The sequence below is a fragment of the Pseudomonas sp. WS 5027 genome (assembly GCF_012985695.1).
GTDB lineage: Bacteria > Pseudomonadota > Gammaproteobacteria > Pseudomonadales > Pseudomonadaceae > Aquipseudomonas > Aquipseudomonas hygromyciniae.
On record NZ_JAAQWU010000008.1, the window covers coordinates 38,518 to 63,187 of the forward strand.

The window sequence follows — 24,670 nt, forward strand, 5'->3', positions numbered from 1 at the left end:
TTCTTCCACACATTAGGGATGAAGGGGCGTCCCGTGAGTCGCCCGAGCAGCCCTCACGGCCGCATGCGAACGAGCATTCTACCCGGAAACGAGGGTGAGGAAAGTGGCGTTGTTCCACGATGCAGGCACAGCGTCCCAGGAGGGCTTGTTTAAAATAAGGGCTTTTTGCTGAACTTCAACCCATTCGAGCGAGAAGTTACTTATTGATTTAATGGATAAACTGCTGACAAAGCAATGACCACGGTGCCGCACACGCTTTCTGCTACCATGGCGGCTCTGTTACCTAAGGTGTCTAGACCATGGCATTTCGCCCTCTTACGGCCCGTGCTCCCGCCGTGTTGCTGCGCGAAGCCAAGCCTTTAAAAGCCATCTTTGGCCACGCTCAGCGCCTGGGCCACCTGCAACGCCTGCTGGAAAGCCAACTGCAACCAGCGGCCCGTGAGCACTGCCATGTAGCCTCGTGGCGTGAAGGTACGCTGCTGCTGATTGTCACCGACGGGCATTGGGCGACCCGTCTGCGCTACCAGCAAAAACGCTTGCAGCGCCAGCTCCAGGCGTTTGACGTATTTGAGAGCCTGCTGCGTATCCAGTTCAAGGTCCAGCCTCCGACCGTACAGCAAGGTGCAGTGGGGCATACCATGGATTTGTCAGTGAATGCCGCCGAGACCATCCAGGCGACAGCGGACGGGATTACCGATCCGAAGCTGCGTGCGGCGCTGGAGCGGTTGGCGGCTCACGCCAAGCCCAAAACCTGAGAGCGGCACAGGCCAATGTAGGAGCGAGCTTGCTCGCGAATGCGGTGTATCAGTCAGTACATGTGCCTGCTGATACACCGCAATCGCGGGCAAGCCCGCTCCTACAGTTGATTCCATCTGCCGTAAGAACTACTTACGCTTGCTACCGCCAAGCAACGAGCCCAGCAGCCCGCGCACCAACTGGCGACCCATCTGATTGGCCGCCTGCTGCATCGCCGACTTCAAGGCCTTGCCCGCCGTAGTTCCCAGAAAGGCCCCGGCCTTGTCGGTGAAACTCGGCTCTTCTGCGGCAGGCGTAGCACTCGCCTGCGCCCCCAACTCCTTGCGTGCCATCAGCACTTCATAGGCCGACTCACGATCAACCGGCTTGTCGTAGCGCCCCAGTAGCGACGAACTGGCGATCAAGGCCGCGCGCTCGGCAGCGGTCAACGGCCCGATCCGCGATTGCGGCGGTGCTACCAGCACCCGCTGGACCACCTCGGGCGTGCCTTTTTCCTGCAGCGTACCCACCAGCGCCTCACCGGTACCCAGTTCGGTCAACACCGCCAGTGCATCGAACGCCGGGTTCGGCCGGAAACCATCCGCCACCGCCCGCAGGGATTTCTGCTCCTTGGTGGTAAATGCCCGCAGGCCATGCTGGATGCGCAAACCCAACTGGGCCAGCACGTTGTCCGGCAAATCGCCCGGCGACTGGGTGACAAAATACACGCCCACGCCTTTCGAACGAATCAACCGCACCACTTGCTCCAGGCGGTCCTGCAAGGCCTTGGGCGTATCGGTAAACAGCAAATGCGCCTCGTCGAAAAACAGTGCCAGCAGCGGCTTGTCGGCATCCCCACGCTCCGGCAACTGCTCGAACAACTCCGCCAGCAACCACAACAGGAAGGTCGCATAGACCTTGGGCGACTCGTGCACCAGACGACTGGCATCCAGCAGATGAATGCGCCCTCGCCCATCGCTGGCCGGTTGCAGAATATCTTCCAGCTGCAGCGCCGGCTCGCCGAACAAGGCTTCTGCGCCCTGCTGTTCGAGCACGGCCAAGCGCCGCAGCAAGGCCTGGCTGGAGCCGGTCGTCATCAGGGCGGCGTCATCGCCCAGTAGCTCAGGGTGGAACTTGAGGTGGTTGAGCAGAGCCTTGAGGTCCTTGAGATCCAGCAGCAGCAAGCCCTCGCGATCTGCCACTTTGAACGCCGCATATAAGGTCGACTGCTGGCTGTCGGTCAGTTCCAGCAGACTGCCCAGCAACAGCGGCCCCATTTCGCTCAAGGTTGTACGAAGTGGATGACCGGATTGACCATGGATATCCCACAGCGTTACCGGATATGCCTTAGGCGTGTAATTCAGGAACGGCATGCCGGCGATCCGCTCGGCCACCTTGCCCTGGGGATTGCCTGCGGCGCCCAGGCCACACAGATCACCCTTGATATCGGCGGCGAACACCGCGACGCCGGCATCACTGAATGCCTCCGCCAGCCGCTGCAACGTCACGGTTTTGCCTGTGCCGGTGGCACCGGCGATCAGGCCATGGCGATTAGCCAGGCGCATGGCCTGGGCGATGGGTTGGCCTTCGAGATCTGCGCCAATAAGAAGTTGCGAGGAGTCAGGCATTTTTTCACCCATGGTTAATCTTTAACGCTGCACGGTCGATACAGACAAAGCGAGAGACCAAAAAAGTCTAAAAAAGTTAGACCGGATAATTCCTGCAGGAGCAGATGGAAATATCACACTTTATTTAATGCTGCCATTTGTGCGTCTCCATAAAAGATGCGCCTCGGACACTAAGACCTTAGCGGACACGACGAGCCATGAATAAAAATCTGCGCTTCAGCCACAAAATCCTGCTTGCAGCCGCCCTTATCGTCATTGCCGCATTTGCGTTGTTCACGTTGTACAACGACTACCTGCAACGAAACGCGATTCGCGGCGACCTCGACAGCTATCTGCATGAAATGGGCAGCGTCACCGCCAGCAATACCCAAAGTTGGCTGGCCGGGCGCATTGTCCTCGTGGAAAACGCCGCCCAGAACATCGCCATCAATCCCGAGCCGGCCATGGTTGCCAGCCTGCTGGAGCAGAAGGCCCTGACGTCATCGTTCATGGCGACCTACCTGGGTGACAGCAAAGGTGGGTTCACCATTCGCCCCGATACGAAGATGCCCGACGGCTTCGATCCGCGCGTGCGCCCCTGGTACAAAGGCGCCCAGACCAGCAACGGCTCGACCCTGACCGAACCGTATGTCGATGCGGCCACCGGCCAGTTGATCATTTCCATCGCCACCCCCAGCAGCAAGGCCGGGCAAAGCGTCGGCGTGGTTGGCGGTGACCTGAGCCTGCAAACCCTGGTGGACAACATCGGTGCGCTGAACTTCGGCGGCATGGGCTACGCGTTCCTGGTCAGTGCCGACGGCAAGATCCTGGTACACCCGGATAAAAGCCTGGTGATGAAGACCCTGGGCGAGGCGTACCCGAACCAGACCGTCAAGATCAGTGCTGACTTCAGCGAAATCGAGGTCGATGGCAAAACCCGTATCGTCACCTTTGCCCCGATCAAGGGTCTGCCGTCGGTGAACTGGTATATCGGTCTGTCGGTAGATAAAGACAAATCCTTCGCAATGCTCAGCGAATTCCGCACCTCGGCCATCATTGCCACTGCGATAGCCGTCGCGATCATTATTGCGTTGCTGGGCATGCTGATCCGCGTGCTGATGCAACCGCTGTATGTCATGACCCGCGCCATGGAAGACATCGCCGATGGCGAAGGCGACCTGACGCGCCGCCTGACGATCCAGAACCATGACGAATTCGGCATCCTCGGCAAAGCCTTCAACCGCTTTGTGGAGCGGATTCACACCTCGATTCGCGAAGTGTCCTCCGCCACCGGCCAGGTCAATGAAGTGGCATTGCGCGTGGTCAGCGCCTCCAACTCCTCGATGATCAATTCCGACGAACAAGCCAACCGCACCAACAGCGTCGCGGCAGCGATCAACCAGTTGGGTGCCGCCGCCCAGGAAATCGCCCGTAACGCCGCCCAAGCCTCGCACCAGGCCAGCGATGCGCGTCACCTGGCCGAAGATGGCCAGCAAGTGGTGGAGCGCAATATCAAGGCCATGACACAACTGTCCGAAATGATCAGCGCCTCAAGCAGCAACATCGAGGCACTCAACAGCAAGACGGTAAATATCGGGCAAATCCTTGAAGTGATCACCAGTATCTCCCAGCAAACCAACCTGCTGGCGCTCAACGCCGCCATTGAGGCCGCGCGCGCCGGGGAAGCCGGGCGTGGGTTTGCGGTGGTGGCAGACGAAGTGCGCAACCTGGCCCATCGCACGCAAGAGTCTGCGCAACAGGTGCAAAAGATGATCGAGGAGCTGCAAGTCGGCGCCCGGGACTCGGTCAGCACCATGAGCGAAAGCCAGCGCCACAGCCTCGACAGCGTAGAAATCGCCAACCTGGCAGGTGAGCGCTTGAGTAGCGTGACCCAGCGTATCGGTGAAATCGACGGTATGAACCAATCGGTGGCGACCGCGACCGAGGAGCAGACGTCGGTGGTGGAATCGATCAACATCGATATCACCGAAATCAATACGCTCAATCAGGAAGGCGTGGAGAACCTGCAGTCCACCCTGCGCGCCTGCTCCGATCTGGAGCAGCAAGCGGCGCGCCTGAAACAACTGGTGGGCAGCTTCCGTATCTAAACCCGAGACAAATGTAGGAGCTGCGTCGCTCGGGCTCGATGGCTCCTACATTCAACCTGCATTGTTTCTGTCAGGGCCGGGCGTGTCGGGCGACTCTTCCTGCAACTGCTCCCACAACCGGGCAGCACCGGGGAAATCCGTGCCGTCCTCGGCATCCAAATCATCCGGGTCATAGCGGCTCAAGCACCCCTCGCCCAAGGTAGCAGGTGCCTTGGACGTGGCTTTATCCAGGGGATCACTCATCGTGCGGTCCTCATAGCTGACACAAATAAAAAGGGCCTGGGTGATTTAACGCCCAGGCCCTTTTTGCTTCAACTAAAACCAGTCGGTCAGAACACCACGGTCTTGTTGCCGTGCACCAGCACACGGTCTTCCAGGTGATAGCGCAAGCCACGGGCCAGGACCATTTTCTCGACGTCGCGGCCGAAGCGCACCATGTCTTCAATGCTGTCACTGTGGCTGACGCGCACCACGTCCTGCTCGATGATGGGACCGGCGTCCAGTTCCTCGGTGACATAGTGGCAGGTTGCACCAATCAGCTTCACGCCGCGCAGGGACGCCTGGTGGTACGGCTTGGCCCCGACAAACGACGGCAGGAAGCTGTGGTGAATGTTGATCACCTTGCCTGCATATTCGCGGCACAGTTCCGGCGGCAGGATCTGCATGTAGCGCGCCAGTACCACGACGTCCGCTTGATGCTGCTCGACCAGGCGCGAGACCTCGGTGAAGGCCGGCTGTTTATTCTGCGAGTCGACCGGCACGTGGTAGTAAGGAATACCGTGCCATTCAACCATGCTGCGCAGGTCGTCGTGGTTGGAAATCACGCAGGCGATTTCACAGTCCAGCTCATCGCTGTGCCAGCGGTGCAGCAGGTCCGCCAGGCAATGGGACTCGCGGCTGGCCATCAGCACCACGCGCTTTTTCTGCTCGGTATCGGTAATGCGCCATGTCATTGAAAACTCTTCGGCGATAGGCGCAAACGCCTCGCGAAATGCCTCAAGACCAAAGGGCAGCGTGTCGGCACGGATTTCGTGACGCATGAAAAACCAACCACTGAGATTGTCCGAGTGATGACTCGCTTCGGTGATCCAGCCGTTGTGGGAGGCTAGAAAGTTACTGACTTTAGCGACGATACCAACCCGATCCGGGCAGGCAATCACCAGACGAAAAGTGCGCATTAGGGGCAAACTCCAGAACTTCGCAAAGGCCGCCATTCTAGCGACACCGTAGAAAAACTGCAGTATTCCTCAACGCTTATTCGAGCGATTCCTTGCGGTACCCCTAAACAGCGTACGGTTTTTACCCGAGCACTATGTCAGTACAAGCATCTGTTACCGCAATAAGCCAAGATCTAATGAGAATATCTTTAGCCGGTCGAGCGCACTAAATAATGCACTCAGCGTCTCTGACTACAAACGTTCAAAGTAAATTACATAAAACAGAGCTTAAATGTTTACTTGGGGAAACTGTCTGACTATTATTAGGCCACTATCCCTGTCCCTCAGCGCCCCGCATAAGGTAGTCCACATGTCCCTGATCAACGAATACCGTGCCACCGAAGAAGCTATCAAAGAGCTGCAAGCCCGTTTGAAGAATCTGTCCCAAGACGACAAACTGCAAACCGAGCTGGAATTCGAAGGCAAATTGCGCACCCTGATGGGTGAATATTCCAAATCCCTGCGTGACATCATCGCGCTGCTGGATCCGGAATCGAAAGTTAAAGCACCACGCGGTGCAGTAAAAGTTACCGGCACCAAGCGCGCCCGTAAGGTCAAGCAATACAAAAACCCGCACAACGGTGAAGTGATTGAAACCAAAGGTGGCAATCACAAGACTCTGAAAGAGTGGAAAGCCAAGTGGGGCGGTGACGTGGTTGAAGGCTGGGCTACCCTGCTGGGCTAAGGCTCCCTAGGGTGTCACCTGATTCGCGACACAATAAAAAACGCCAGCTTGCTGGCGTTTTTTATTGCCCGCTTTTTATCAAGCGCTGATTACAGGCTCAGGCGCTGGCGTAAAGCATCAACATATTCCTGCCATTCATCCAGTACCTGACGCTGAAACGATGTAGCACTAACGTCCAATTCAAGCCTGGCCTTATTGAAACTCTCGAGGGTATTGGGTGCGCCGTAATCCGCGTCTGACAAGCGCTGCTGACAGAATAGTTTCCAGCGTTGTTGCTCTTCGTCATCCAAGGTGTACGCAAAGTTACGGGCACGATAGCGAAACAATAATTCCGGCAAACGATGATCATCAAAAGGCCACTGCTGGCGTGCTAATTGCGCAGGTTCCGCAGCCCGGACTTGTTCACATAAACGCCGATCCCGATCACCAATAAAACCATCGTAGAGCTGTTGCTCCGGGTCGGCGGTTGCGGCGAAATCTTCTTCGGCATAAATCGCTGGCAATTTATCCTGCCAAAGTTCCTGTGCGTCAGTTAGCCGCAGCGCCCGAGCCTGATATTCACTCATATCCAGATTCAAACGCTGCTGGTCTTGCGCCCGCAACACACTCAACGGCGCGACCACCGGGCAGCGATTGATGTGTATTAATTTGAGCGGCACCGGCAACTCGCCTTCAGCCAACTCATCGCGCCGAGTGTACAAACGCTGGCGCAGTGTCTGAGCATCCAGGTCCAGCAACCCCTGTGGGTCGAGCCCCAGATCACAGACAATCAACGCGTTGCGATTGCGCGGATGCCACGCCAACGGCAGCACCACCCCCAGGTAATGGCGCTCGGCGGAAAAACGCCCGGAAATATGCACCATGGGCTGCAACAGGCGGATTTGATCCATGACCCGTTGCTTGCTACGCAGTTGAAACAGCCAATCGTACAACTTCGGTTGTTTGTCCCGGACCAGGCGCGCCAGGGCAATCGTGGCCCGTACGTCGGCCAGGGCTTCGTGGGCCTGGCCATGGTCGATTCCATTGGCCGCCGTCAAACGCTCCAACTTGAGGGTCACGCGCCCGTCCTGCTCGGGCCAGACGATGCCATCTGGCCGCAGCGCGTAGGCCGTGCGCAGCACATCGATCAAATCCCAACGGCTGTTGCCGCCCTGCCATTCCCGGGCATAGGGGTCGAAGAAATTGCGATACAGACTGTAGCGGGTCATTTCATCGTCAAAGCGCAGGGTGTTATAGCCTGCGCCGCAGGTGCCGGGGGCCGCCAGCTCGGCATGCACCCGCGTCATGAAATCGGCTTCGGCCAGGCCTTTTTCCGCCAGTTGGCCGGGGGTAATGCCTGTGATCATGCACGCCGCCGGGTGCGGCAGGATATCGTCGCTGGGCTGGCAATAGAGGTTGACCGGAGGCCCTATCTCATTAAGGTCAAGGTCGGTGCGAATCCCGGCCACCTGCAGCGGACGGTCGCTGCGTGGGTTGATGCCAGTGGTTTCATAGTCGTACCAGAAGATCGAGGTCACGGGCTATTCCTGTGCTGAAGACCGACAAAGTCTAGGCGCTGGACGCCGCCCGGGGCCAGCGCCATGTGCACTGGATAAACATTCAGTGAAACCTTGGCGCATTTTCAGGTGTCACTTCCATCGACGACACTGCTAGCATCGGCCTCTCAATTTACGGGCTGCCCCAGAGGGTTGCCCATGCCAAGCCACGCCGCACTGCCAGGGAACGCAATGCCCATCGCGCCATTGGACACTCGCTACCAGATCGAGACCCCGGAAGGCATCGACCTGCCCTTGCGCCCCGCCGGGCTGATGCCTCGAGCCCTGGCCTTCGGCTTCGACCTGGGCCTGCGCGGCCTGATCCTCGGCATTCTTTTCATTGCCCTGGCGTTTCTCGGCAACCTGGGCGTCGGCCTGGGCTCGATCCTGCTGTTTCTCGTCAGTTGGTGGTACATGGTGCTGTTCGAAGTGCTCAACCAGGGCTGTTCACCGGGCAAGCAGGTCATGGGGCTGCGCGTGGTACAGGATGACGGCACGCCCATTGGCTGGTCTGCGTCGCTGATCCGCAACCTGCTGCGCTTTGTCGATATGTTGCCGTTCGGCTACTTCCTCGGTGCCATCAGTTGCCTGCAACATCCCCACTTCAAACGCCTGGGTGACATCGCAGCCGGGACCCTGGTTGTTTATCGCGAACAGCCCCTTTCTCGTCCCCAGTTGCCCCAGGCCCCGGCATTGCGCCTGCCCTTTGCCCTTGAGTTGAACGAGCAGCGCGCGATCCTGGGTTTTGCCGAGCGCCAGGGTGAACTTTCCGCCGAGCGGACCCATGAGCTGGCAGCGATTCTGGCCACGCCCTTGCAGGTTTCCCCGGCACGTGCCGTGGAGCAGCTCAATGGCGTGGCTCGCGGCCTGTTGGGGCCAACATGAAACAGAGCCTGTTCGAAACCCGTCACCAGCCGCACTGGCAGGCCTTTGCCGCGCAACTGGCACTGCTTGAACAAGGCAAGGCCAAAGCCCACGATCTGACGCGCTTCCCCCACGATTACCGACGCCTGTGCCAACACCTGGCACTGGCACAGGAGCGCGGCTACAGCAGCTACCTGGTAGACCCGCTGCAACAACTGGCCTTGCGCGGCCATCAACAGCTGTATCGCCATCGCAGCCAGCTCGGCGCCAAGACCCTGGGCTTCCTGCTGGCGGATTTTCCCCGTACGGTTCGCGAACAATGGCGCTTCGTGCTGGTAGCCAGCCTGCTGTTCTTTGGCAGCCTGGTTGGCATTGCCTTGCTGGTCTATCTGTTCCCCGACTTGATCTACACCATCGTCAGTACCCAGCAAGTGACCGAGATGCAAAGCATGTACGACCCCGACGCCAGTCGCCTGGGGCGTGCGGCCGAACGGGCATCGAGTGAGGACTGGATGATGTTCGGCTACTACGTCATGAACAACATCGGCATCGCATTCCAGACCTTCGCCGGCGGCTTGCTGTTCGGCCTGGGCAGCGTGTTTTTCCTGTTTTTCAATGGCCTGATGATCGGGGCCGTTGCCGGGCACCTGACACAAATCGGCTACGGGCAAACCTTCTGGTCCTTTGTCATCGGCCATGGCGCCTTCGAACTGACAGCCATTGCCCTGGCCGGCGCGGCAGGCCTGCAGTTGGGCTGGGCGTTGATCGCTCCGGGAGCGTTGCCCCGGGGTGAGTCACTGCGGCTGGCAGCCCGCAAGAGCGTGCAAATGATCTGCGGTGTGATGGTGTTCCTGCTTATCGCAGCCTTTATAGAAGCCTATTGGTCCTCCACCACCGCCGTACAGCCTTGGGGCAAGTACCTGGTGGGCGCTGCACTTTGGGCGCTGGTGATCGCCTATCTGTTGTTCGCCGGCAGGAGTCGTCATGCGCCTGAGTGACGCCAGCGTGGTGATTCGTCCTCGCTCCTCGTGGGAAGCCATGGACCTGGGGGTGTTGCTGGCCCGCGAGCACCGCGTGCTCTTGATGAGCAGTTGGGCCCTGGTGAGCCTGCCGATGTTTATCCTGATCAGCGTTTTGCTGTGGGACTACCCGTCTGTAGCCGTGCTGGTGTTCTGGTGGCTGAAACCGGCCTTTGAGCGCCTGCCGCTGTATATCCTGTCCAAGGTGCTGTTTGGCGAGACGCCCACGCTCAAACAGGCGCTGCGCCAATGGCCAGGACTGCTCAGGGGGCAACTGCTGGCCAGCCTGACCTGGAGGCGCTTTAGCCTCAGTCGCAGCTTTGCCATGCCCGTGGTGCAACTCGAAGGCCTCGGTGGCCTGGCCCGCCAACAACGGTTGGGGGTCCTGCAACAACGCAACGCTGGGGCGGCGCGCTGGCTGACGCTGATCGGCATTCACCTGGAAACAGCGCTATGGATTGGCTTGATGGCGCTGTTCTACCTGTTCCTGCCACAACAGGTAGAGCTGGACTGGGACTGGCAACAGTTGGCGCTGGCCAGCAGCCAGGACTGGCTCTGGCTGGAGCACCTGAGCAATGCCTTCTACGCCTTGATCCTGGTGTTCTGGGAGCCCATCTATGTAGCGTGTGGATTCAGCCTCTATCTGAACCGGCGTACGGTGCTCGAAGCCTGGGACCTGGAGTTGGTGTTCCGCCGCCTGCGCCAGCGCCTGGAAACGACAGTGGCCATCCTGCTGCTGGCGGTCGGCCTACTAGTGATCGTGCCAACACCCCAGGCCATGGCCAATTCACCGGTCGACTCGAAACCATTGAGCACGTCGCAGGCCAGCCAATCGATCAAGCGCCTGCTGGAACAACCCCCGTTCAAGAATCCGGAAACCGTCACCCGCTACCGTTTCGGCGAGGACAAGGGCACCAACAAAGCCAAGCCCGTGGATGATGCCAAGTTACCTGCCTGGCTTAAATCCTTGCTGGACAACCTCAACAGCGACACATTCAAGTCCCTGGCCATGGTGATGGAGGTGCTGCTCTGGGGCCTGCTGATCGCCGGGATTAGCCTGCTCGCCTGGCGCTATCGCGACTGGCTGCAGGCCTTTGTCAGCCGCCGCCGCGCCCCACGGTCCAAGGCGGCGCAGCCTGTGCCGTCACAACTGTTCGGCCTGGACATGGGCGTGGAAACCTTACCCGATGACATTGCCAGTGCCGCCGAGCAGCTGTGGGCCACCGAGCCCCGGGAAGCCCTTGGCCTGCTGTATCGCGGCCTGCTCAGCCGGCTGCTGCATGACTTCAACCTGCCACTGAAAAACGCCGATACCGAAGGCCAGGTCCTGGAACATGTGCGCCACTTGCAGCAGCCGCAATTGCTGGCATTCAGCGACGACCTGACCCGGCACTGGCAAAACCTCGCCTACGGCCATCGCGTACCGCCTGCCCTGGCCCAACAACAGCTCTGCGCCCATTGGCGCAGCTTGTTCGCCAGCGAGGCCGTGCGATGAACCGGCCGCTGATCTGGTTCGGCCTGATCCTGGCTTGCCTGCTGACAGCCGGGGGCTTCTTCGCCTGGCACAAGGCGATTCCCTACGAAGAAGTGGTCGACCGCGGGCCGTCACCCGAAGCCCAGGCCAACCCCTATCTGGCGGCAGAGCAGTTCCTGCGCCAGCAAGGCCTGGCCGTCGAGCAAGCCCACAGCCTGGAGCGCCTGGCCACCCTGCCCGCCAAGGGCGCCAGCCTGCTGTTGCTCAGCGAGCGCAGCAGCATGACCCCGCATCAGGTTGACCAACTGCTGGACTGGACCCAGGCCGGCGGCCATCTGCTGTTGGTGGCCGAAGCCATATGGGATGAAGAAACCCAAGACAGCGGCGACTTGCTGCTCGATCGCCTGCAGTTGCGTCAGGCCTTCAGCGATGACTTCGACCAGCCGTCCACTGCCCGCAAGAGCAAGAAACTTGACCTGACACGCCTGTATGTCGATAACGAAACTGCACCGGCGTTTTTCAGTTTCGACACCGACTTCACCCTGATCGACCCCAGGCACCTGGCCCAGTTTTCGGCCAACAGCGCCAAGTCCAGTCACCTGATGCAACTCAATCTCGGGCATGGTCGCGTGACCGTGATCACCGACAGCGAGCTGTGGAAGACCCCGGCCATCGGCTTGCACGACAACGCCTGGTTGCTCTGGTACCTGACCCAGGGCAGCGATGTAACCCTGCTGTCCAACACGGACGTCGAAAACCTGTTCAGCCTCTTGCTGCGGTATTTCCCCCAGGCCCTGGTAGCACTTGCTGCCTTGATTCTGCTGGGGTTGTGGCGTGCCGGCATACGCCTGGGGCCCATCCGGGCGCCAGCGCCGAAAGCCCGCCGCCAGTTACAGGAACACCTGAATGCCAGTGCCGATTTCCTGCTGCGCCGCAGCGGGCAAAACAGCCTGTTGCAAGCCTTGCAGCGCGACATCCTGCGCACCGCGCGCCGCCGCCATCCCGGTTTCGACCAGTTGGACGCTGCAGGGCAGTGGCAGGCACTCGAACGCCTGACCCGCCAACCATCTTCAATTATCAGCCAGGCCCTCGGCCCTCTCCCGGCAAAGCGGCTTTCCAGCGCCGACTTCAGCCGCCAGGTGGCTTGCCTGCAAACCCTCAGGAATGCCCTATGAGCGATTCTCCAGTGGATGTATCCAACCCCCTCGACAGCGGGCGAGCCACCCAGTTGGCTCAAGCTTTGCGCACCGAGTTGCGCAAAGCCGTGATTGGCCAGGATGCGGTGATCGATGATGTGCTGACTGCGCTGATCGCCGGCGGCCATGTGTTGCTCGAAGGGGTTCCCGGCCTGGGCAAGACCTTGCTGGTGCGCGCCCTGGCCCGCTGCTTTGACGGCGATTTCGCGCGTATCCAGTTCACCCCGGACCTGATGCCCAGCGACGTCACCGGCCATGCCGTGTACGACTTGCACACCGAGCAGTTCAAGCTGCGCAAGGGGCCGTTGTTCACCCACCTGCTGCTGGCAGACGAGATCAACCGCGCACCAGCGAAAACCCAGGCCGCCTTGCTCGAAGCCATGCAGGAACGCCAGGTCACTCTCGAGGGTGAAGCCCTACCCATCGGCCAACCCTTCATGGTGCTTGCCACCCAGAACCCCATCGAACAGGAAGGCACTTATCCGCTACCGGAGGCGGAACTCGACCGCTTCATGCTCAAGGTACGCATGGACTACCCTGACGCGCAGCAAGAGTTGGATATGGTGCGTGAAGTGACCCGCTCCTCCCGCGCCGACATGCTTGACGTACAGCCGCTGCGCACCGTGCTCCAGGCCGATGATGTGCTGATGTTGCAGCAGGTCGCCAGTGAGTTGGCCCTGGATGAACAGGTGCTCGACTATGCCGTGCGCCTGGCACGCACCACGCGCACCTGGCCCGGCCTGGCCCTTGGCGCCGGTCCTCGCGCCTCCATCGCCCTGGTGCGCGGTGCCCGCGCCCGTGCGTTGCTGCGTGGTGGCGAGTTCGTGACCCCGGACGACATCAAGAGCTGCGCGCTGGCGGTATTGCGCCATCGGGTACGCATCGCCCCGGAGCTGGATATCGAAGGGTTGGAGGTGGATCAGGTGCTTACCCAGTTGCTCGACCAAGTGCCAGCGCCACGCCAGTGACTTGCCCATGAGACCCACTCGCCTGTTGCTCATCTGGCTCGCGGTGCTGCTGGGTCTGGGCATCGCCCTCGGAACGGCCATGGCCCTGCAACTCAAGGTGCCGGTCGCCCTGCACTCCGTGGCCTGGGGCCTGCTGCTGGCGCTGCTTTTGCTCGCATTGCTCGATGCTGTCCGCCTCAAACGCCGCCCTTCGCCACGCCTGCGGCGGCAGATGCCGGGCAGCCTGGCGCTAGGACGCTGGAGCGAGGTGCGGATTACCCTGGAGCATGACTATGCACAACCCCTGGCCGTGGAGGTGTTTGATCACGTACCAGATGGGTTGAGCGTGCAAAACCTGCCACAGCCCATCGCCCTGCGCCCCGGCGAACACAGCGAGCTGGGCTACCGCCTGCGCCCCTTGAGCCGCGGACACTTCAGCTTTGAGTGTTGTGAGGTGCACCTCCCCAGCCCTCTTGGGTTATGGACCGCAAAACGCCAACTGCCGCTCAAGGATGCCACCCGGGTCTATCCGGACTTTGCGCGCCTGTACGGTGCGCAATTGTTGGCGGTAGACAACTGGCTCAGCCAACTGGGTGTACGCCAGCGCCAGCGTCGCGGCCTGGGCCTGGAGTTTCACCAACTGCGTGAGTTTCGCGAGGGGGACAGCCTGCGTCAGATCGACTGGAAAGCCACGGCACGGCAACGCACACCGATCGCCCGGGAATACCAGGATGAGCGCGACCAGCAGATTGTCTTCATGCTCGATTGCGGACGGCGGATGCGCAGCCAGGACGGCGAACTGTCGCATTTCGACCACGCCCTCAACGCCTGCCTGCTGCTCAGCTACGTGGCCTTGCGCCAGGGCGATGCGGTGGGCCTGTGTACCTTCGCTTGCGACCAGCCGCGCTACTTGGCTCCAGTCAAGGGCAGCGGCCAGTTGAACCAGTTGCTCAACGCCGTATACGACCTGGACAGCACCCGGCGCGCGTCCGATTACCAGGCCGCAGCCAATCAGTTACTGGCTCGTCAGAAACGTCGGGCGCTGGTGATAGTCGTGACCAACCTGCGTGATGAAGACGACGAGGATCTGCTGACTGCGGTCAAGCGCATCAGCCGCCAGCATCGGGTCTTGGTGGCAAGCCTGCGCGAAGAAGTGCTGGATCACCTGCGCCAGGCCCCCGTGCAAACCCTGCCGGAAGCGCTGGCCTACTGTGGCGGCGTCGACTATCTCAACGCCCGCGAAGAACTCCATGACCGCCTGAAGGCACAGGGCCTCGCCGTCCTGGATGCTCACCCGTCGGATTTGGGTGCGGATCTGGTAACGCGCTATCTGGGTTGGAAAAAAGGCGGCGTGCTATGAAGGTGTACCTGGTACAGGTATCCGTTCAACGATCAGCACGTGGCCAACAACTGTCGTCGCGCTAGGCCGAAGCCTGCTGGGGAGCAAAACTGAAGTACTGCGACAACGCAAGGATCAATTGCCCGTACTCGGCAGGTGCCTGTAACAGCGTGAAACCCGAATCATAATGCTGAGGGTTGACGTCTTCACGGCTCCACAGGCACTTGGCAATGAAGTCGATTACATGCACATCCCCCTCGAGCCCGGGGATTTTCAAGCACAGCTCGAAATCCACGTTGATCATCATCGGTAGCTGACTGACCAGCATCAGGCCCTCACTGGAGATGTTCCCCAGATAACCGATGGGTTTGTCCGTGAAGCGGTTGAACACCTGCAAACAACAGGGCAACTGATGCCGCTCAATCCGTCGATTGGTAAACATGATGCCATCCAATGGCCATTATTCTGACCGTTCAGTGATTCGGGCCGGAGCGTTACCAACAACACCCCACTCTCCTTGGATCTCGGTGGGGCAACAGCCTCTGCCCTATCACTTTACCGCCGCCGAATCCGGAAACTGTATCTGTTTGAATTGAAAGTTGTACAAACAGACATCGAAAGGATAGCCCATCTCTGGCAAGAGGCCAGCTATGAAATGATAGGCGCCATCACAAAGCGGCTGGCCTTGCTCGTGCAGGGCTTACACCTGGGTAATGCCCCAGTTGTTGCAGCGTATCCAGGCGTGCACGAGCGCGGAACGCGTATTCGCTCGACGGGTACTGGCTGATGATGAACTGATAGGTCTGCACCGCGTCCACAAACAACTTCTGCCGCTCCAGGCATTGCCCACGCAGCATCGAGACTTCCGGTTGCACATAACGACGCGAGCGGCTCTCACGGTCGACCTGGGACAATTCCAGGGTGACCCGTTCGCAGTCACCGACGTTGTACGCCCGGTAGGCATTGTTCAAATGATGGTCCATCGACCAACGGGTGCAGCCGACAACACTGACGGCCAGGGCAGCAATGATCAAAACTCGCATGGGGTGTTCTCCTGTCTTGAGCAGTGTATCGACCCTTGGGCGAAAATCTTCAAGGTTGTTCGTAGGCGTCATAGAGTGAAAACAAGCGAATCGACAATAAGTAGTGCAAACGAACAATGACTACAGCCAAAGAGCATAGTAGCCTTCCCCAGCGCTAGAACTCAGGAGTCCGTGCATGTCCGTCCGTCGTACCAAAATCGTCGCCACCCTTGGCCCGGCCAGTAACTCGCCGGAAGTCCTCGAACAGCTGATTCTGGCTGGCCTGGACGTTGCCCGTCTGAACTTCTCCCACGGCACCCCGGACGAGCACAAGGCTCGCGCCAAGCTGGTACGTGACCTCGCCGCCAAGCATGGCCGCTTCGTCGCGCTGCTGGGTGACCTGCAAGGTCCGAAGATCCGTATCGCCAAATTCGCCAACAAGCGTATCGAGCTGAAGATTGGTGACAAATTCACCTTCTCCACCAGCCATCCGCTGACCGAAGGCAACCAGCAGGTCGTGGGTATCGACTACCCGGACCTGGTGAAAGACTGCGGCGTCGGCGACGAACTGCTGCTGGACGACGGCCGTGTGGTCATGCGTGTCGACACCGCCACCGTCACCGAGCTGAACTGCACCGTGATCATCGGTGGCCCGTTGTCCGACCACAAAGGCATCAACCGTCGCGGTGGCGGCCTGACTGCACCGGCCCTGACCGAGAAAGACAAGGCTGACATCAAGCTCGCCGCCGAAATGGAAGTGGACTACCTCGCCGTGTCCTTCCCACGCGACGCTGCCGACATGGAATACGCCCGCCAACTGCGCGACGAAGCCGGCGGTACTGCCTGGCTGGTGGCGAAGATCGAGCGCGCTGAAGCCGTGGCCGACGACGAAACCCTCGACGGCCTGATCAAGGCGTCCGACGCCGTGATGGTTGCCCGTGGCGACCTCGGCGTGGAAATCGGTGACGCTGAACTGATCGGCATCCAGAAGAAAATCATCCTGCACGCACGCCGCCACAATAAAGCGGTGATCGTTGCGACCCAGATGATGGAGTCGATGATCCAGAACCCGATGCCGACCCGTGCCGAAGTGTCCGACGTGGCCAACGCCGTGCTCGACTACACCGACGCCGTGATGCTCTCGGCCGAAAGTGCTGCCGGCCCGTACCCGCTGGAAGCGGTCCAGGCCATGGCGCGGATCTGCGTCGGCGCTGAAAAGCACCCGACCAGCAAGACCTCCAGCCACCGCATCGGCAAGGTGTTCGAAAGCTGCGACCAGAGCATCGCCCTGGCCGCCATGTACACCGCCAACCACTTCCCGGGCGTGAAGGCGATCATCGCCCTGACCGAAAGTGGCTACACCCCGTTGATCATGTCGCGCATCCGCTCCTCGATCCCGATCTACGCGTTCTCTCCGCACCGCGAAACCCAGGCCCGCGCGGCCATGTTCCGTGGCGTGTACACCGTACCATTCGATCCGGCGTCGCTGCCGCCTGAGCAAGTCAGCCAGGCAGCCATCGACGAACTGCTCAAGCGTGGCGTGGTGGAGAAAGGCGATTGGGTGATCCTGACCAAGGGTGACAGCTACCACACCATCGGCGGCACCAACGGCATGAAGATCCTGCACGTTGGCGACAAGATGGTCTGAGTGACCCGCTGAAAGCAAAAGCCCTGGCATGTGAGTGCCGGGGCTTTTTGCTGTTCAGATCATGGTGATGTGCTGACTGGACCGACCTCATCGCGGCATAGGTATCTACACAACTTTCAGAAACTGACGAACTCCCCCGTGGCGAGCGGGCTTGCCACAACAGCCCTATCTGCTTGGCTTTATGCGATGCAGCAAAATTGTGTAGATACCTATGCCCGCGAAAGCGTCATCAGCGCCGGGCAATAAACCCCGACAACGCCGCAATCGCCTCCGGCGACCTCAACCGCTGGGTAAACAATGCGCCCTCCTCCTCAATCACCTGGCGCAACTGTTCGCGGTCAACACTCTTCATCAACTGCTTGCTGATCTGCACCGCGCCCGGCGCCAGGGTCTCGAAGCGTTCAGCTACCTCCCGCGCCTTGGCCAAGGCTGCTTCACCACTGTCCAGCGCTTGCGTGGCAATGCCCCACTGCGCAGCCTGCTCCCCACTGAACCCTTCGCCCAACAGCAGCAACTCAGCGGCTTTCGCATGCCCGAGCAAGCGCGGCAGGATCAGGCTGGAGCCAAATTCCGGGCACAGTCCCAAGTTGACGAACGGCATGCGCAACCGGGCATCACGGCTGACATACACCAGGTCGCAATGCAGTAACAGCGTGGTACCAATGCCCACAGCAGCGCCGGCCACAGCGGCAATCACCGGTTTGCGGCAGTTCAGCAGGCTTTTCATAAAGAGGAACGGGGGGCTGTCCAGGTCCGTGGGCGGTTGCTGCAAGAAGTCGCCGATATCGTTGCCGGCGGTAAAACACGTACTGCTGCCCTGCAGCAGCACGGCATTGACCGTGTTGTCCGCATCGGCTTGCTCCAGCGCCGTCGCCAAGTGGTGGTACATGGCGCGAGTCAGGGCATTTTTCTTGTCGGGGCGGTTGAGCTGCAGGATCAGCAACCCACGGTCACGTTGCAGCAGGATGGCTTCGGTCATGGTGAGTCTCGCAGATAGACATCAGCGCTCAACCACGAGGCAGAAAAACATCGGCCAGCAGTTGATTGCGCGGCAAGCCAGCCAGGAACAGGCGCTTGGAAAAGGCCTCGACACTGCTGGGGTGCCCGCAGAGTAAAGCCAGGGTTTGCCGGGAAACAAGCCGCAGTTGCGCCAAAGCGCCGGCCAACTGCGCCGCTGTCCACAGCTCGACGGTGAGGTTTTCATGGCGGGCAGCAAGCTGGGCCAGGGGCTCGGCCAGATAATGGGCGTGCGTATCATGGGCCAGGTGAATCACGCGGATGGCGCCCTGGTGATCCTGGCGCAACGCTTCGCGCAATACCCCCCACAACGGGCCCAGGCCGGTGCCGGAGGCCAGCAGCCACAGTGGCCGGGATTGCCAGTCGGGGTCGTAGTGCAACGCCCCGCCGCGCAATTGGCCCAGACGCAGTTGATCACCAGCCTGTAGCCGCCGGGCAAGATCGCTGAACTCGCCGGGCAGGCGGCAATCGAGATGGAACTCCAGGAACGGATCTTCCCCAGGCAAGCTGGCCAGGGAGTAAGGCCGCGCCACCGTACCCGCCCATAACACCAAATGCTGCCCGGCCCGGTAACGCAGGCCCCGCTCCGGTTGCAGGCGCAGACGCAGCACCGTCGGGTGCAACCAGTCCGCGCTCAGTACCGTGGCCGCCGTGCCGTCGCGCAACGGATCAAAGGCCTCAACCTGCACATCACCCGTGACCAGGCATTGGCAGGCCAGGCGCCAGCCATCCTGGCGCTGGGCCGGGCTCAGGGCGTCAGGTTGCTGGTCCTCGACCTCACCCCGGCAACGCACCAGACAGGCATGGCAACTGCCCGCCCGACAGCTGTAGGGCACGGCCACCCCGGCCTGGTTCAAGGCATCCAGCAGATTGCTGCCGGTGGAGACCGACCAGTGGCGTGCGCCGACGTGCAGTTCAGGCATAAAACTCTTCAACTGTAGGAGCGAGCTGGCTCGCGAATGTCGCTAACGATAACGCGGGCTGCCTGACGAAACCCACCAGATTCACGTTTTTCGCTAGCAAGCTCGCTCCTACAACTCAATCGAGCCAGCCATTCATGACCATCGTCGGGTGTATCGGCCACCGCACCGGGTTATACTGCCGCGCCTTTTTAGCGTCGCGCCAGCACTACCCGGCGTGCCTTGGAAAGGGTGGCTCCAGCGACCGATGCACCCATCTGAAGCCACCTTTATTGAATGTTCCCTTATAGAGGAGCGCGACTCATGACCGTGATCAAGCAAGACGACCTGATTCAGAGCGTTGCCGACGCCCTGCAATTCATTTCCTACTACCACCCCGTTGACTTCATCCAGGCGATGCACGAGGCCTACCTGCGCGAAGAATCGCCAGCTGCCCGTGACTCCATGGCCCAGATCCTGATCAACTCGCGCATGTGTGCCACCGGCCACCGCCCGATCTGCCAGGACACCGGGATCGTTACCGTGTTCGTGCGCGTAGGCATGGATGTACGTTGGGATGGCGCCACCATGGGCCTGGACGATATGATCAACGAAGGCGTGCGTCGCGCCTACAACCTGCCGGAAAACGTCCTGCGGGCCTCGATCCTCGCCGACCCGGCAGGTAGCAGGAAGAACACCAAGGACAACACCCCAGCGGTAATCCACTACTCCATCGTCCCGGGTAACACCGTGGAAGTGGACGTGGCCGCCAAAGGCGGTGGTTCCGAGAACAAGTCGAAAATGGCCATGCTCAACCCGTCCGACTCGATCGTCGACTGGGTCCTCAAGACCGTTCCGACCATGGGCGCCGGCTGGTGCCCACCGGGCATGCTCGGCATTGGTATCGGCGGCACCGCCGAGAAAGCCGCCGTCATGGCCAAGGAAGTGTTGATGGAATCCATCGACATCCATGAGCTGAAAAAGCGCGGCCCTTCCAACCGTATCGAAGAGATGCGCCTGGAGCTGTTCGAGAAGGTCAACCAACTGGGGATCGGCGCCCAGGGCCTGGGTGGCCTGACCACCGTGCTCGACGTGAAGATCATGGATTACCCGACCCACGCCGCCTCGTTGCCGGTGTGCATGATCCCCAACTGCGCCGCCACCCGTCACGCACACTTCGTGCTCGACGGTTCGGGCCCGGCCTCGCTGGAAGCGCCGCCGCTGGACGCCTACCCGGAAATCGTCTGGGAGGCCGGCCCGTCGGCCCGCCGCGTCAACCTTGACACCCTGACCCCGGAAGACGTGCAGAGCTGGAAACCGGGCGAAACCGTGCTGCTCAACGGCAAGATGCTCACCGGTCGCGACGCGGCGCACAAGCGCATGGTCGAGATGCTGAACAAGGGTGAAACCCTGCCGGTGGACCTCAAGGGTCGCTTTATCTACTACGTCGGCCCGGTCGATCCGGTGCGCGAAGAAGTGGTTGGCCCGGCTGGCCCGACCACCGCTACGCGGATGGACAAGTTCACCCGCCAGATCCTCGAGCAGACGGGCCTGTTGGGCATGATCGGCAAATCCGAGCGCGGCCCGACCGCCATCGAAGCGATCAAGGACCAGAAGGCTGTGTACCTGATGGCCGTGGGCGGCGCCGCCTACCTGGTGGCGCAAGCCATCAAGAAGTCGCGTGTGGTGGCCTTCGCCGAACTGGGCATGGAAGCGATCTACGAGTTCGACGTCAAGGACATGCCGGTCACTGTGGCTGTCGACAGCAACGGCGAGTCGGTCCACATCACTGGCCCTGCCATCTGGCAGAAAAAGATCAGTGAGAGCCTGGCGGTAGAAGTGCAGTAAGCACCTCCCTGCAAGGATAAAAGGCGACTGTGGCTCCATGCCGCAGTCGCCTTTTTTGTGTCTGGTGATTTTGTCGCAGCGAGCGGGCTTATGTGGGAGCGGGCTTGCCCGCGATGGCCTCACCTTGGTGTTACTGATACACCGAGGCGCCTGCATCGCGGGCAAGCCCGCTCCCACACAAGCCCGCTCGCCACAAGATCCAAGCGGCACATGTTATGGTGCTCGCCCCCTACTGCAGCTGTTCATTCTCGTATGATCGCGATCCCTCGCCCATTGCGTTTGACCTTCTACTCCCTGCTGATTATTGCCGGCGCCGTCTTGGCTGCCGCAGTCGCCATCCGCCAGGCCGAACGCCAGTCCCTGGTGGACGATGCCGGGCGTGCGAACCAGCAGTTGGCGCTATATGCCAACTCCTTGCACACCCTGATCGAACGCTACCGCGCCCTGCCCGCCGTGCTGGCCCTGGACTCGGAAATGATCCGCGCCCTGAAAAGCCCGCTGGATCCGACGACCCAGGAGGTGCTCAATCACAAACTGGAGCGCATCAACGGTGCCGCGCAGTCTTCCACCCTGGAATTGATGGACCGTACCGGCCTGGCCGTGGCTGCCAGTAACTGGCGCTTGCCCAGCAGTTATGTCGGCCACAACTATGCGTTTCGTCCCTACTTCAGCCAGACCCGCAGCCAGGGCACCGGGCGTTTTTATGCGGTGGGGGTGACCACCGGGATTCCGGGGTATTTCCTCTCCAGCGCCGTGGTGGATGAGCAGAATCAGTTCCTCGGCGCCATGGTAGTGAAGCTGGAGTTCCCGGAGTTGGAACGCGAATGGGCCCAGGGCGATGACCTGCTGCTGGTCAGCGATGCCCGGGGCATCGTGTTTATCGCCAATAAACCCGGATGGCGCTACCGCAACCTGCGCGCGCTGTCGGCCAACGACCTAGCCGAACTCAAGGCCACGCGTCAATACGACAAGAAACAACTGCTGCCCCTGGATACCCAGACCTTGCAGCGCTTCGACGAAAACAGTCACCTGGTCCGCGTGGCCGGCCCCGAAGGCACCGCCAACTACATCTGGGAATCCCTGCCGCTCAAAGCTGAAGGCTGGACCCTGCACCTGCTGCGCAAACCCCAGGTGGCCTTTGAGGATCAGCGCAACGCTGGCCTCGCCGCCGCCGGCCTGTGGTTGGCGCTGGTGTTCCTGCTGTTGTTCCTGACCCAGCGCTGGCGCCTGGCCCGCTTGCGCCAGCGCAGCCGCGAAGAACTGGAGCGCCTGGTGCAAGAGCGTACCCAGGCCCTGCGCACCGCCCAGGATGGCCTGGTGCAATCGGCCAAGCTGGCGGCGCTGGGGCAGATGTCTGCGGCCCTGGCCCATGAAATCAACCAGCCGCTGACCACCCAGCGCATGCAACTGGCAACCTTGCGCCTGCTGCTCGATCACGGGCGCATCGACGACGCGTACCAAGCGCTGACGCCATTGGACGATATGCTCACCCGCATGGCCGCCCTGACTGGCCATCTGAAAACCTTCGCCCGCAAAAGCCCCAGCGGCCTGCGCGAACGCCTGGACCTGGCGACCGTGGTCGACCAGTCCCTGCACTTGCTCGACGCCCGCCTGCGTGACGAAGCCGTCGCCACCGTGCTCGACCTGACCCGCCCGGCCTGGGTCCGCGGCGATGCCATTCGCCTGGAACAGGTGCTGATCAACCTGCTGCGCAATGCCCTGGACGCCATGGCCAACAAACCGCGCAAACGCCTGGAAATCCGCCTGCACGCCGATCAACAACTGTGGCACCTGAGCGTCAGCGACAGCGGCGGTGGCATTGCCGAGGAGCACCTGAATAACGTGTTCGACCCGTTTTTCACCACCAAGCCGGTGGGTGACGGGCTCGGACTCGGGTTGGCGGTGTCCTACGCTATCGTGCATGAACTGGGCGGACGCCTGAGTGTTGCCAATCACGGCGACGGCGCCGTATTCACCCTGACCCTGCCCATCGCACTGGAGGCGCCAGACCTATGCTGAACGCGGTGATCGTGGTTGATGACGAGGCCAGCATCCGCACGGCCGTGGAGCAGTGGCTGAACCTCTCGGGGTTCGAGGTGCAGTTGTTCAGCCGCGCCGAGGACTGCCTGGCGCAACTGCCCAGGGATTTTCCCGGGGTGATTCTCAGCGATGTGCGCATGCCGGGCCTCAGCGGCCTGGAGTTGCTGGCCGAGGTGCAACGGCGCGATGCCGGCTTGCCGGTGATCCTGCTGACCGGCCACGGTGACGTGCCGATGGCCGTCGAAGCGATGCGCGACGGCGCCTACGACTTTCTGGAAAAACCCTTCAGCCCCGACGCCCTGCTCGCCAGCCTGCGCCGGGCCCTGGACAAGCGCGGGCTGATCCTGGAAAACCGCCGCCTGCACCAACAGGCCGATCATCGGGCCAAGCTGGAGTCGAGCCTGCTGGGGGTGTCCCGCAGCCTGCAGACACTGCGCCGCCAGGTCCTGGATTTGGCGGCCCTGCCGGTCAACGTGCTGATCCGTGGCGAGACCGGCAGCGGCAAGGAACTGGTCGCTCGCTGCCTGCATGACTTCGGGCCACGGGCAAAAAAACCTTTTGTCGCGCTCAACTGCGCCGCGATTCCCGAGCAACTGTTTGAAGCCGAGTTGTTCGGCCATGAAAGCGGCGCCTTCACCGGCGCCCAGGGCAAGCGCATCGGCAAACTGGAGTATGCCAACGGCGGTACGTTGTTTCTCGACGAGATCGAAAGCATGCCCCTGGCCCAGCAGGTGAAACTGCTGCGGGTATTGCAGGAGCAGACGCTGGAGCGCCTGGGCTCGAACCAGAGCATCAAGGTCGACCTGCGCATCATTGCCGCGACCAAGCCCGACCTGCTGGACGAAGCCCGTGCCGGCCGTTTCCGTGAGGACCTGGCCTACCGCCTGACCGTGGCGCAACTGCGCCTGCCACCACTGCGCGAACGCCGCGAAGATATCCCGCTGCTGTTCGAACACTTTGCCCAGAGCGCCGCCGAACGCCTGGGCCGCGAAGCCGCACCACTCAGCGGGCCGCAACTGGGGCGACTGCTCAGCCATGACTGGCCCGGCAACGTGCGCGAACTGGCCAACGTTGCCGAACGCCAGGTGCTGGGTCTGGGCGAGCCGGAACCGGAAGGTATCGAGGCAGGGCAATCCCTGGCGGCGCAGCAGGAAGCCTTTGAGGCTCACTGCTTGAAAGCCGCGTTGACCCGGCACAAGGGCGATATCAAGGCGGTGCTGGCCGAGCTGCAACTGCCAAGGCGTACGTTCAATGAGAAGATGCAGCGCCATGGGCTGACCCGGGAAATGTTTATGTCGATGGACTGAGGGGGCTGCTGAGGGCCTCATCGCTGCTATCTACACAACTTTCAGAAACTGACGACCTCCCCTGTGGCGAGCGGGCTTGTCGGAACGCCGCATCGCCCGCGCTGGGCTGCGAAGCAGCCCCAGTAAGCCGAGTGCGCCGTATTAGATACATCGTGGAGGCTGA

General features: G+C 61.1%; 21 protein-coding genes. 13 read left to right on the forward strand and 8 right to left on the reverse strand.

Features of this window, described 5'->3' with window-relative positions; genetic code table 11:
• The first annotated feature begins 299 nt into the window (after positions 1-299).
• Complete coding sequence (locus HBO09_RS11975) at positions 300-755, forward strand: DciA family protein (protein ID WP_169993701.1); 456 nt, start codon at positions 300-302, stop codon at positions 753-755.
• 129 nt (positions 756-884) lie between these two features.
• Here the strand turns inward: HBO09_RS11975 and HBO09_RS11980 are convergent, their stop codons facing one another.
• Complete coding sequence (locus tag HBO09_RS11980) at positions 885-2,363, reverse strand: helicase HerA-like domain-containing protein (RefSeq protein ID WP_169993703.1); 1,479 nt, start codon at positions 2,361-2,363, stop codon at positions 885-887.
• A gap of 197 nt (positions 2,364-2,560) precedes the next feature.
• On the opposite strand from HBO09_RS11980, the gene HBO09_RS11985 reads away from it, so the two are divergent.
• Positions 2,561-4,450 carry a methyl-accepting chemotaxis protein gene (locus tag HBO09_RS11985; RefSeq protein ID WP_169993705.1) on the forward strand — a complete coding sequence of 630 codons (1,890 nt, stop codon included), beginning with the start codon at positions 2,561-2,563 and terminating at the stop codon, positions 4,448-4,450.
• 51 nt (positions 4,451-4,501) lie between these two features.
• Here the strand turns inward: HBO09_RS11985 and HBO09_RS11990 are convergent, their stop codons facing one another.
• Positions 4,502-4,693 carry a hypothetical protein gene (locus tag HBO09_RS11990; protein ID WP_133715367.1) on the reverse strand — a complete coding sequence of 64 codons (192 nt, stop codon included), beginning with the start codon at positions 4,691-4,693 and terminating at the stop codon, positions 4,502-4,504.
• 86 nt (positions 4,694-4,779) lie between these two features.
• The gene (purU, locus tag HBO09_RS11995) at positions 4,780-5,628 is read right to left on the reverse strand and encodes a formyltetrahydrofolate deformylase (RefSeq protein WP_029295472.1); all 849 of its coding nucleotides are present in this window, start codon (positions 5,626-5,628) and stop codon (positions 4,780-4,782) included.
• 349 nt (positions 5,629-5,977) lie between these two features.
• Here purU and mvaT point away from each other — a divergent pair, with 349 nt between their 5' ends.
• Positions 5,978-6,352, forward strand: coding sequence for a histone-like nucleoid-structuring protein MvaT (gene mvaT / locus HBO09_RS12000; protein WP_029295469.1), 375 nt, complete (start codon positions 5,978-5,980; stop codon positions 6,350-6,352).
• An 89-nt stretch (positions 6,353-6,441) separates the two neighbouring features.
• Here the strand turns inward: mvaT and sbcB are convergent, their stop codons facing one another.
• Positions 6,442-7,869, reverse strand: coding sequence for an exodeoxyribonuclease I (sbcB, locus tag HBO09_RS12005; protein WP_169993707.1), 1,428 nt, complete (start codon positions 7,867-7,869; stop codon positions 6,442-6,444).
• A gap of 210 nt (positions 7,870-8,079) precedes the next feature.
• Here sbcB and HBO09_RS12010 point away from each other — a divergent pair, with 210 nt between their 5' ends.
• Genes HBO09_RS12010 through HBO09_RS12035 form a run of 6 tightly spaced genes read left to right on the forward strand, consistent with a single transcriptional unit; the run spans position 8,080 to position 14,747 of the window.
• Entirely contained in the window at positions 8,080-8,772 is a 693-nt protein-coding gene (locus HBO09_RS12010; protein WP_159909291.1) for an RDD family protein, read from the forward strand.
• A complete protein-coding gene (locus HBO09_RS12015; protein WP_169993709.1) occupies positions 8,769-9,749 on the forward strand; it encodes a stage II sporulation protein M in 981 nt (326 codons plus the stop codon). Before HBO09_RS12010 ends, HBO09_RS12015 begins: the two co-directional genes overlap by 4 nt.
• Positions 9,736-11,265, forward strand: a complete 1,530-nt coding sequence (locus HBO09_RS12020) for a DUF4129 domain-containing protein (RefSeq protein ID WP_169993711.1) — start codon at positions 9,736-9,738, stop codon at positions 11,263-11,265. The genes HBO09_RS12015 and HBO09_RS12020 overlap by 14 nt, the downstream gene beginning before the upstream one ends.
• A complete protein-coding gene (locus HBO09_RS12025; RefSeq protein WP_169993713.1) occupies positions 11,262-12,419 on the forward strand; it encodes a DUF4350 domain-containing protein in 1,158 nt (385 codons plus the stop codon). The genes HBO09_RS12020 and HBO09_RS12025 overlap by 4 nt, the downstream gene beginning before the upstream one ends.
• Positions 12,416-13,408 carry a MoxR family ATPase gene (locus HBO09_RS12030; protein ID WP_169993715.1) on the forward strand — a complete coding sequence of 331 codons (993 nt, stop codon included), beginning with the start codon at positions 12,416-12,418 and terminating at the stop codon, positions 13,406-13,408. The genes HBO09_RS12025 and HBO09_RS12030 overlap by 4 nt, the downstream gene beginning before the upstream one ends.
• A 7-nt stretch (positions 13,409-13,415) precedes the next feature.
• Positions 13,416-14,747, forward strand: a complete 1,332-nt coding sequence (locus HBO09_RS12035; protein ID WP_169993717.1) for a DUF58 domain-containing protein — start codon at positions 13,416-13,418, stop codon at positions 14,745-14,747.
• 61 nt (positions 14,748-14,808) lie between these two features.
• On the opposite strand, the gene HBO09_RS12040 is transcribed toward HBO09_RS12035, so the two are convergent.
• Together HBO09_RS12040 and HBO09_RS12045 are read right to left on the reverse strand one after the other, a co-directional pair.
• Positions 14,809-15,168 (reverse strand): PilZ domain-containing protein, encoded by a 360-nt coding sequence (locus HBO09_RS12040; protein WP_169993719.1) that lies wholly within the window; start codon positions 15,166-15,168, stop codon positions 14,809-14,811.
• 226 nt (positions 15,169-15,394) lie between these two features.
• On the reverse strand, positions 15,395-15,769 hold the full coding sequence (locus HBO09_RS12045; protein WP_169993721.1) for a tetratricopeptide repeat protein: 375 nt from the start codon (positions 15,767-15,769) through the stop codon (positions 15,395-15,397).
• 175 nt (positions 15,770-15,944) lie between these two features.
• Here HBO09_RS12045 and pyk point away from each other — a divergent pair, with 175 nt between their 5' ends.
• Positions 15,945-17,396 carry a pyruvate kinase gene (pyk, locus tag HBO09_RS12050; RefSeq protein WP_169993724.1) on the forward strand — a complete coding sequence of 484 codons (1,452 nt, stop codon included), beginning with the start codon at positions 15,945-15,947 and terminating at the stop codon, positions 17,394-17,396.
• A gap of 229 nt (positions 17,397-17,625) precedes the next feature.
• Here the strand turns inward: pyk and HBO09_RS12055 are convergent, their stop codons facing one another.
• Positions 17,626-18,375 carry an enoyl-CoA hydratase-related protein gene (locus tag HBO09_RS12055; protein WP_169993726.1) on the reverse strand — a complete coding sequence of 250 codons (750 nt, stop codon included), beginning with the start codon at positions 18,373-18,375 and terminating at the stop codon, positions 17,626-17,628.
• A 28-nt stretch (positions 18,376-18,403) separates the two neighbouring features.
• The gene (locus tag HBO09_RS12060) at positions 18,404-19,336 is read right to left on the reverse strand and encodes an iron-sulfur-binding ferredoxin reductase (RefSeq protein ID WP_169993728.1); all 933 of its coding nucleotides are present in this window, start codon (positions 19,334-19,336) and stop codon (positions 18,404-18,406) included.
• Positions 19,337-19,636: 300 nt separating this feature from the next.
• Between HBO09_RS12060 and HBO09_RS12065 the strand changes: the two genes are divergently transcribed.
• The 3 genes from HBO09_RS12065 to HBO09_RS12075 all read left to right on the forward strand — a co-directional run bounded on the left by HBO09_RS12065 (position 19,637) and on the right by HBO09_RS12075 (position 24,507).
• On the forward strand, positions 19,637-21,160 hold the full coding sequence (locus HBO09_RS12065; RefSeq protein WP_169993730.1) for a fumarate hydratase: 1,524 nt from the start codon (positions 19,637-19,639) through the stop codon (positions 21,158-21,160).
• Between the two features lie 252 nt (positions 21,161-21,412).
• Positions 21,413-23,179, forward strand: coding sequence for an ATP-binding protein (locus HBO09_RS12070; RefSeq protein ID WP_169993732.1), 1,767 nt, complete (start codon positions 21,413-21,415; stop codon positions 23,177-23,179).
• Positions 23,173-24,507, forward strand: a complete 1,335-nt coding sequence (locus tag HBO09_RS12075; RefSeq protein ID WP_169993734.1) for a sigma-54 dependent transcriptional regulator — start codon at positions 23,173-23,175, stop codon at positions 24,505-24,507. The genes HBO09_RS12070 and HBO09_RS12075 overlap by 7 nt, the downstream gene beginning before the upstream one ends.
• Positions 24,508-24,670: the final 163 nt, after the last annotated feature.

Bases quoted from the DNA above. Each gene is read 5' to 3' on its own strand.
- purU (WP_029295472.1), bottom strand. From the start codon at position 5,628: ATGCGCACTTTTCGTCTGGTGATTGCCTGCCCGGATCGGGTTGGTATC.
- HBO09_RS11975 (WP_169993701.1), top strand. From the start codon at position 300: ATGGCATTTCGCCCTCTTACGGCCCGTGCTCCCGCCGTGTTGCTGCGC.
- HBO09_RS11980 (WP_169993703.1), bottom strand. From the start codon at position 2,363: ATGCCTGACTCCTCGCAACTTCTTATTGGCGCAGATCTCGAAGGCCAA.
- HBO09_RS12070 (WP_169993732.1), top strand. From the start codon at position 21,413: ATGATCGCGATCCCTCGCCCATTGCGTTTGACCTTCTACTCCCTGCTG.
- HBO09_RS12060 (WP_169993728.1), bottom strand. From the start codon at position 19,336: ATGCCTGAACTGCACGTCGGCGCACGCCACTGGTCGGTCTCCACCGGC.
- HBO09_RS11990 (WP_133715367.1), bottom strand. From the start codon at position 4,693: ATGAGTGATCCCCTGGATAAAGCCACGTCCAAGGCACCTGCTACCTTG.
- HBO09_RS12015 (WP_169993709.1), top strand. From the start codon at position 8,769: ATGAAACAGAGCCTGTTCGAAACCCGTCACCAGCCGCACTGGCAGGCC.
- HBO09_RS12075 (WP_169993734.1), top strand. From the start codon at position 23,173: ATGCTGAACGCGGTGATCGTGGTTGATGACGAGGCCAGCATCCGCACG.
- HBO09_RS12065 (WP_169993730.1), top strand. From the start codon at position 19,637: ATGACCGTGATCAAGCAAGACGACCTGATTCAGAGCGTTGCCGACGCC.
- mvaT (WP_029295469.1), top strand. From the start codon at position 5,978: ATGTCCCTGATCAACGAATACCGTGCCACCGAAGAAGCTATCAAAGAG.
- HBO09_RS11985 (WP_169993705.1), top strand. From the start codon at position 2,561: ATGAATAAAAATCTGCGCTTCAGCCACAAAATCCTGCTTGCAGCCGCC.
- HBO09_RS12030 (WP_169993715.1), top strand. From the start codon at position 12,416: ATGAGCGATTCTCCAGTGGATGTATCCAACCCCCTCGACAGCGGGCGA.
- HBO09_RS12020 (WP_169993711.1), top strand. From the start codon at position 9,736: ATGCGCCTGAGTGACGCCAGCGTGGTGATTCGTCCTCGCTCCTCGTGG.
- HBO09_RS12010 (WP_159909291.1), top strand. From the start codon at position 8,080: ATGCCCATCGCGCCATTGGACACTCGCTACCAGATCGAGACCCCGGAA.
- HBO09_RS12035 (WP_169993717.1), top strand. From the start codon at position 13,416: ATGAGACCCACTCGCCTGTTGCTCATCTGGCTCGCGGTGCTGCTGGGT.
- HBO09_RS12040 (WP_169993719.1), bottom strand. From the start codon at position 15,168: ATGTTTACCAATCGACGGATTGAGCGGCATCAGTTGCCCTGTTGTTTG.
- HBO09_RS12045 (WP_169993721.1), bottom strand. From the start codon at position 15,769: ATGCGAGTTTTGATCATTGCTGCCCTGGCCGTCAGTGTTGTCGGCTGC.
- pyk (WP_169993724.1), top strand. From the start codon at position 15,945: ATGTCCGTCCGTCGTACCAAAATCGTCGCCACCCTTGGCCCGGCCAGT.
- HBO09_RS12055 (WP_169993726.1), bottom strand. From the start codon at position 18,375: ATGACCGAAGCCATCCTGCTGCAACGTGACCGTGGGTTGCTGATCCTG.
- HBO09_RS12025 (WP_169993713.1), top strand. From the start codon at position 11,262: ATGAACCGGCCGCTGATCTGGTTCGGCCTGATCCTGGCTTGCCTGCTG.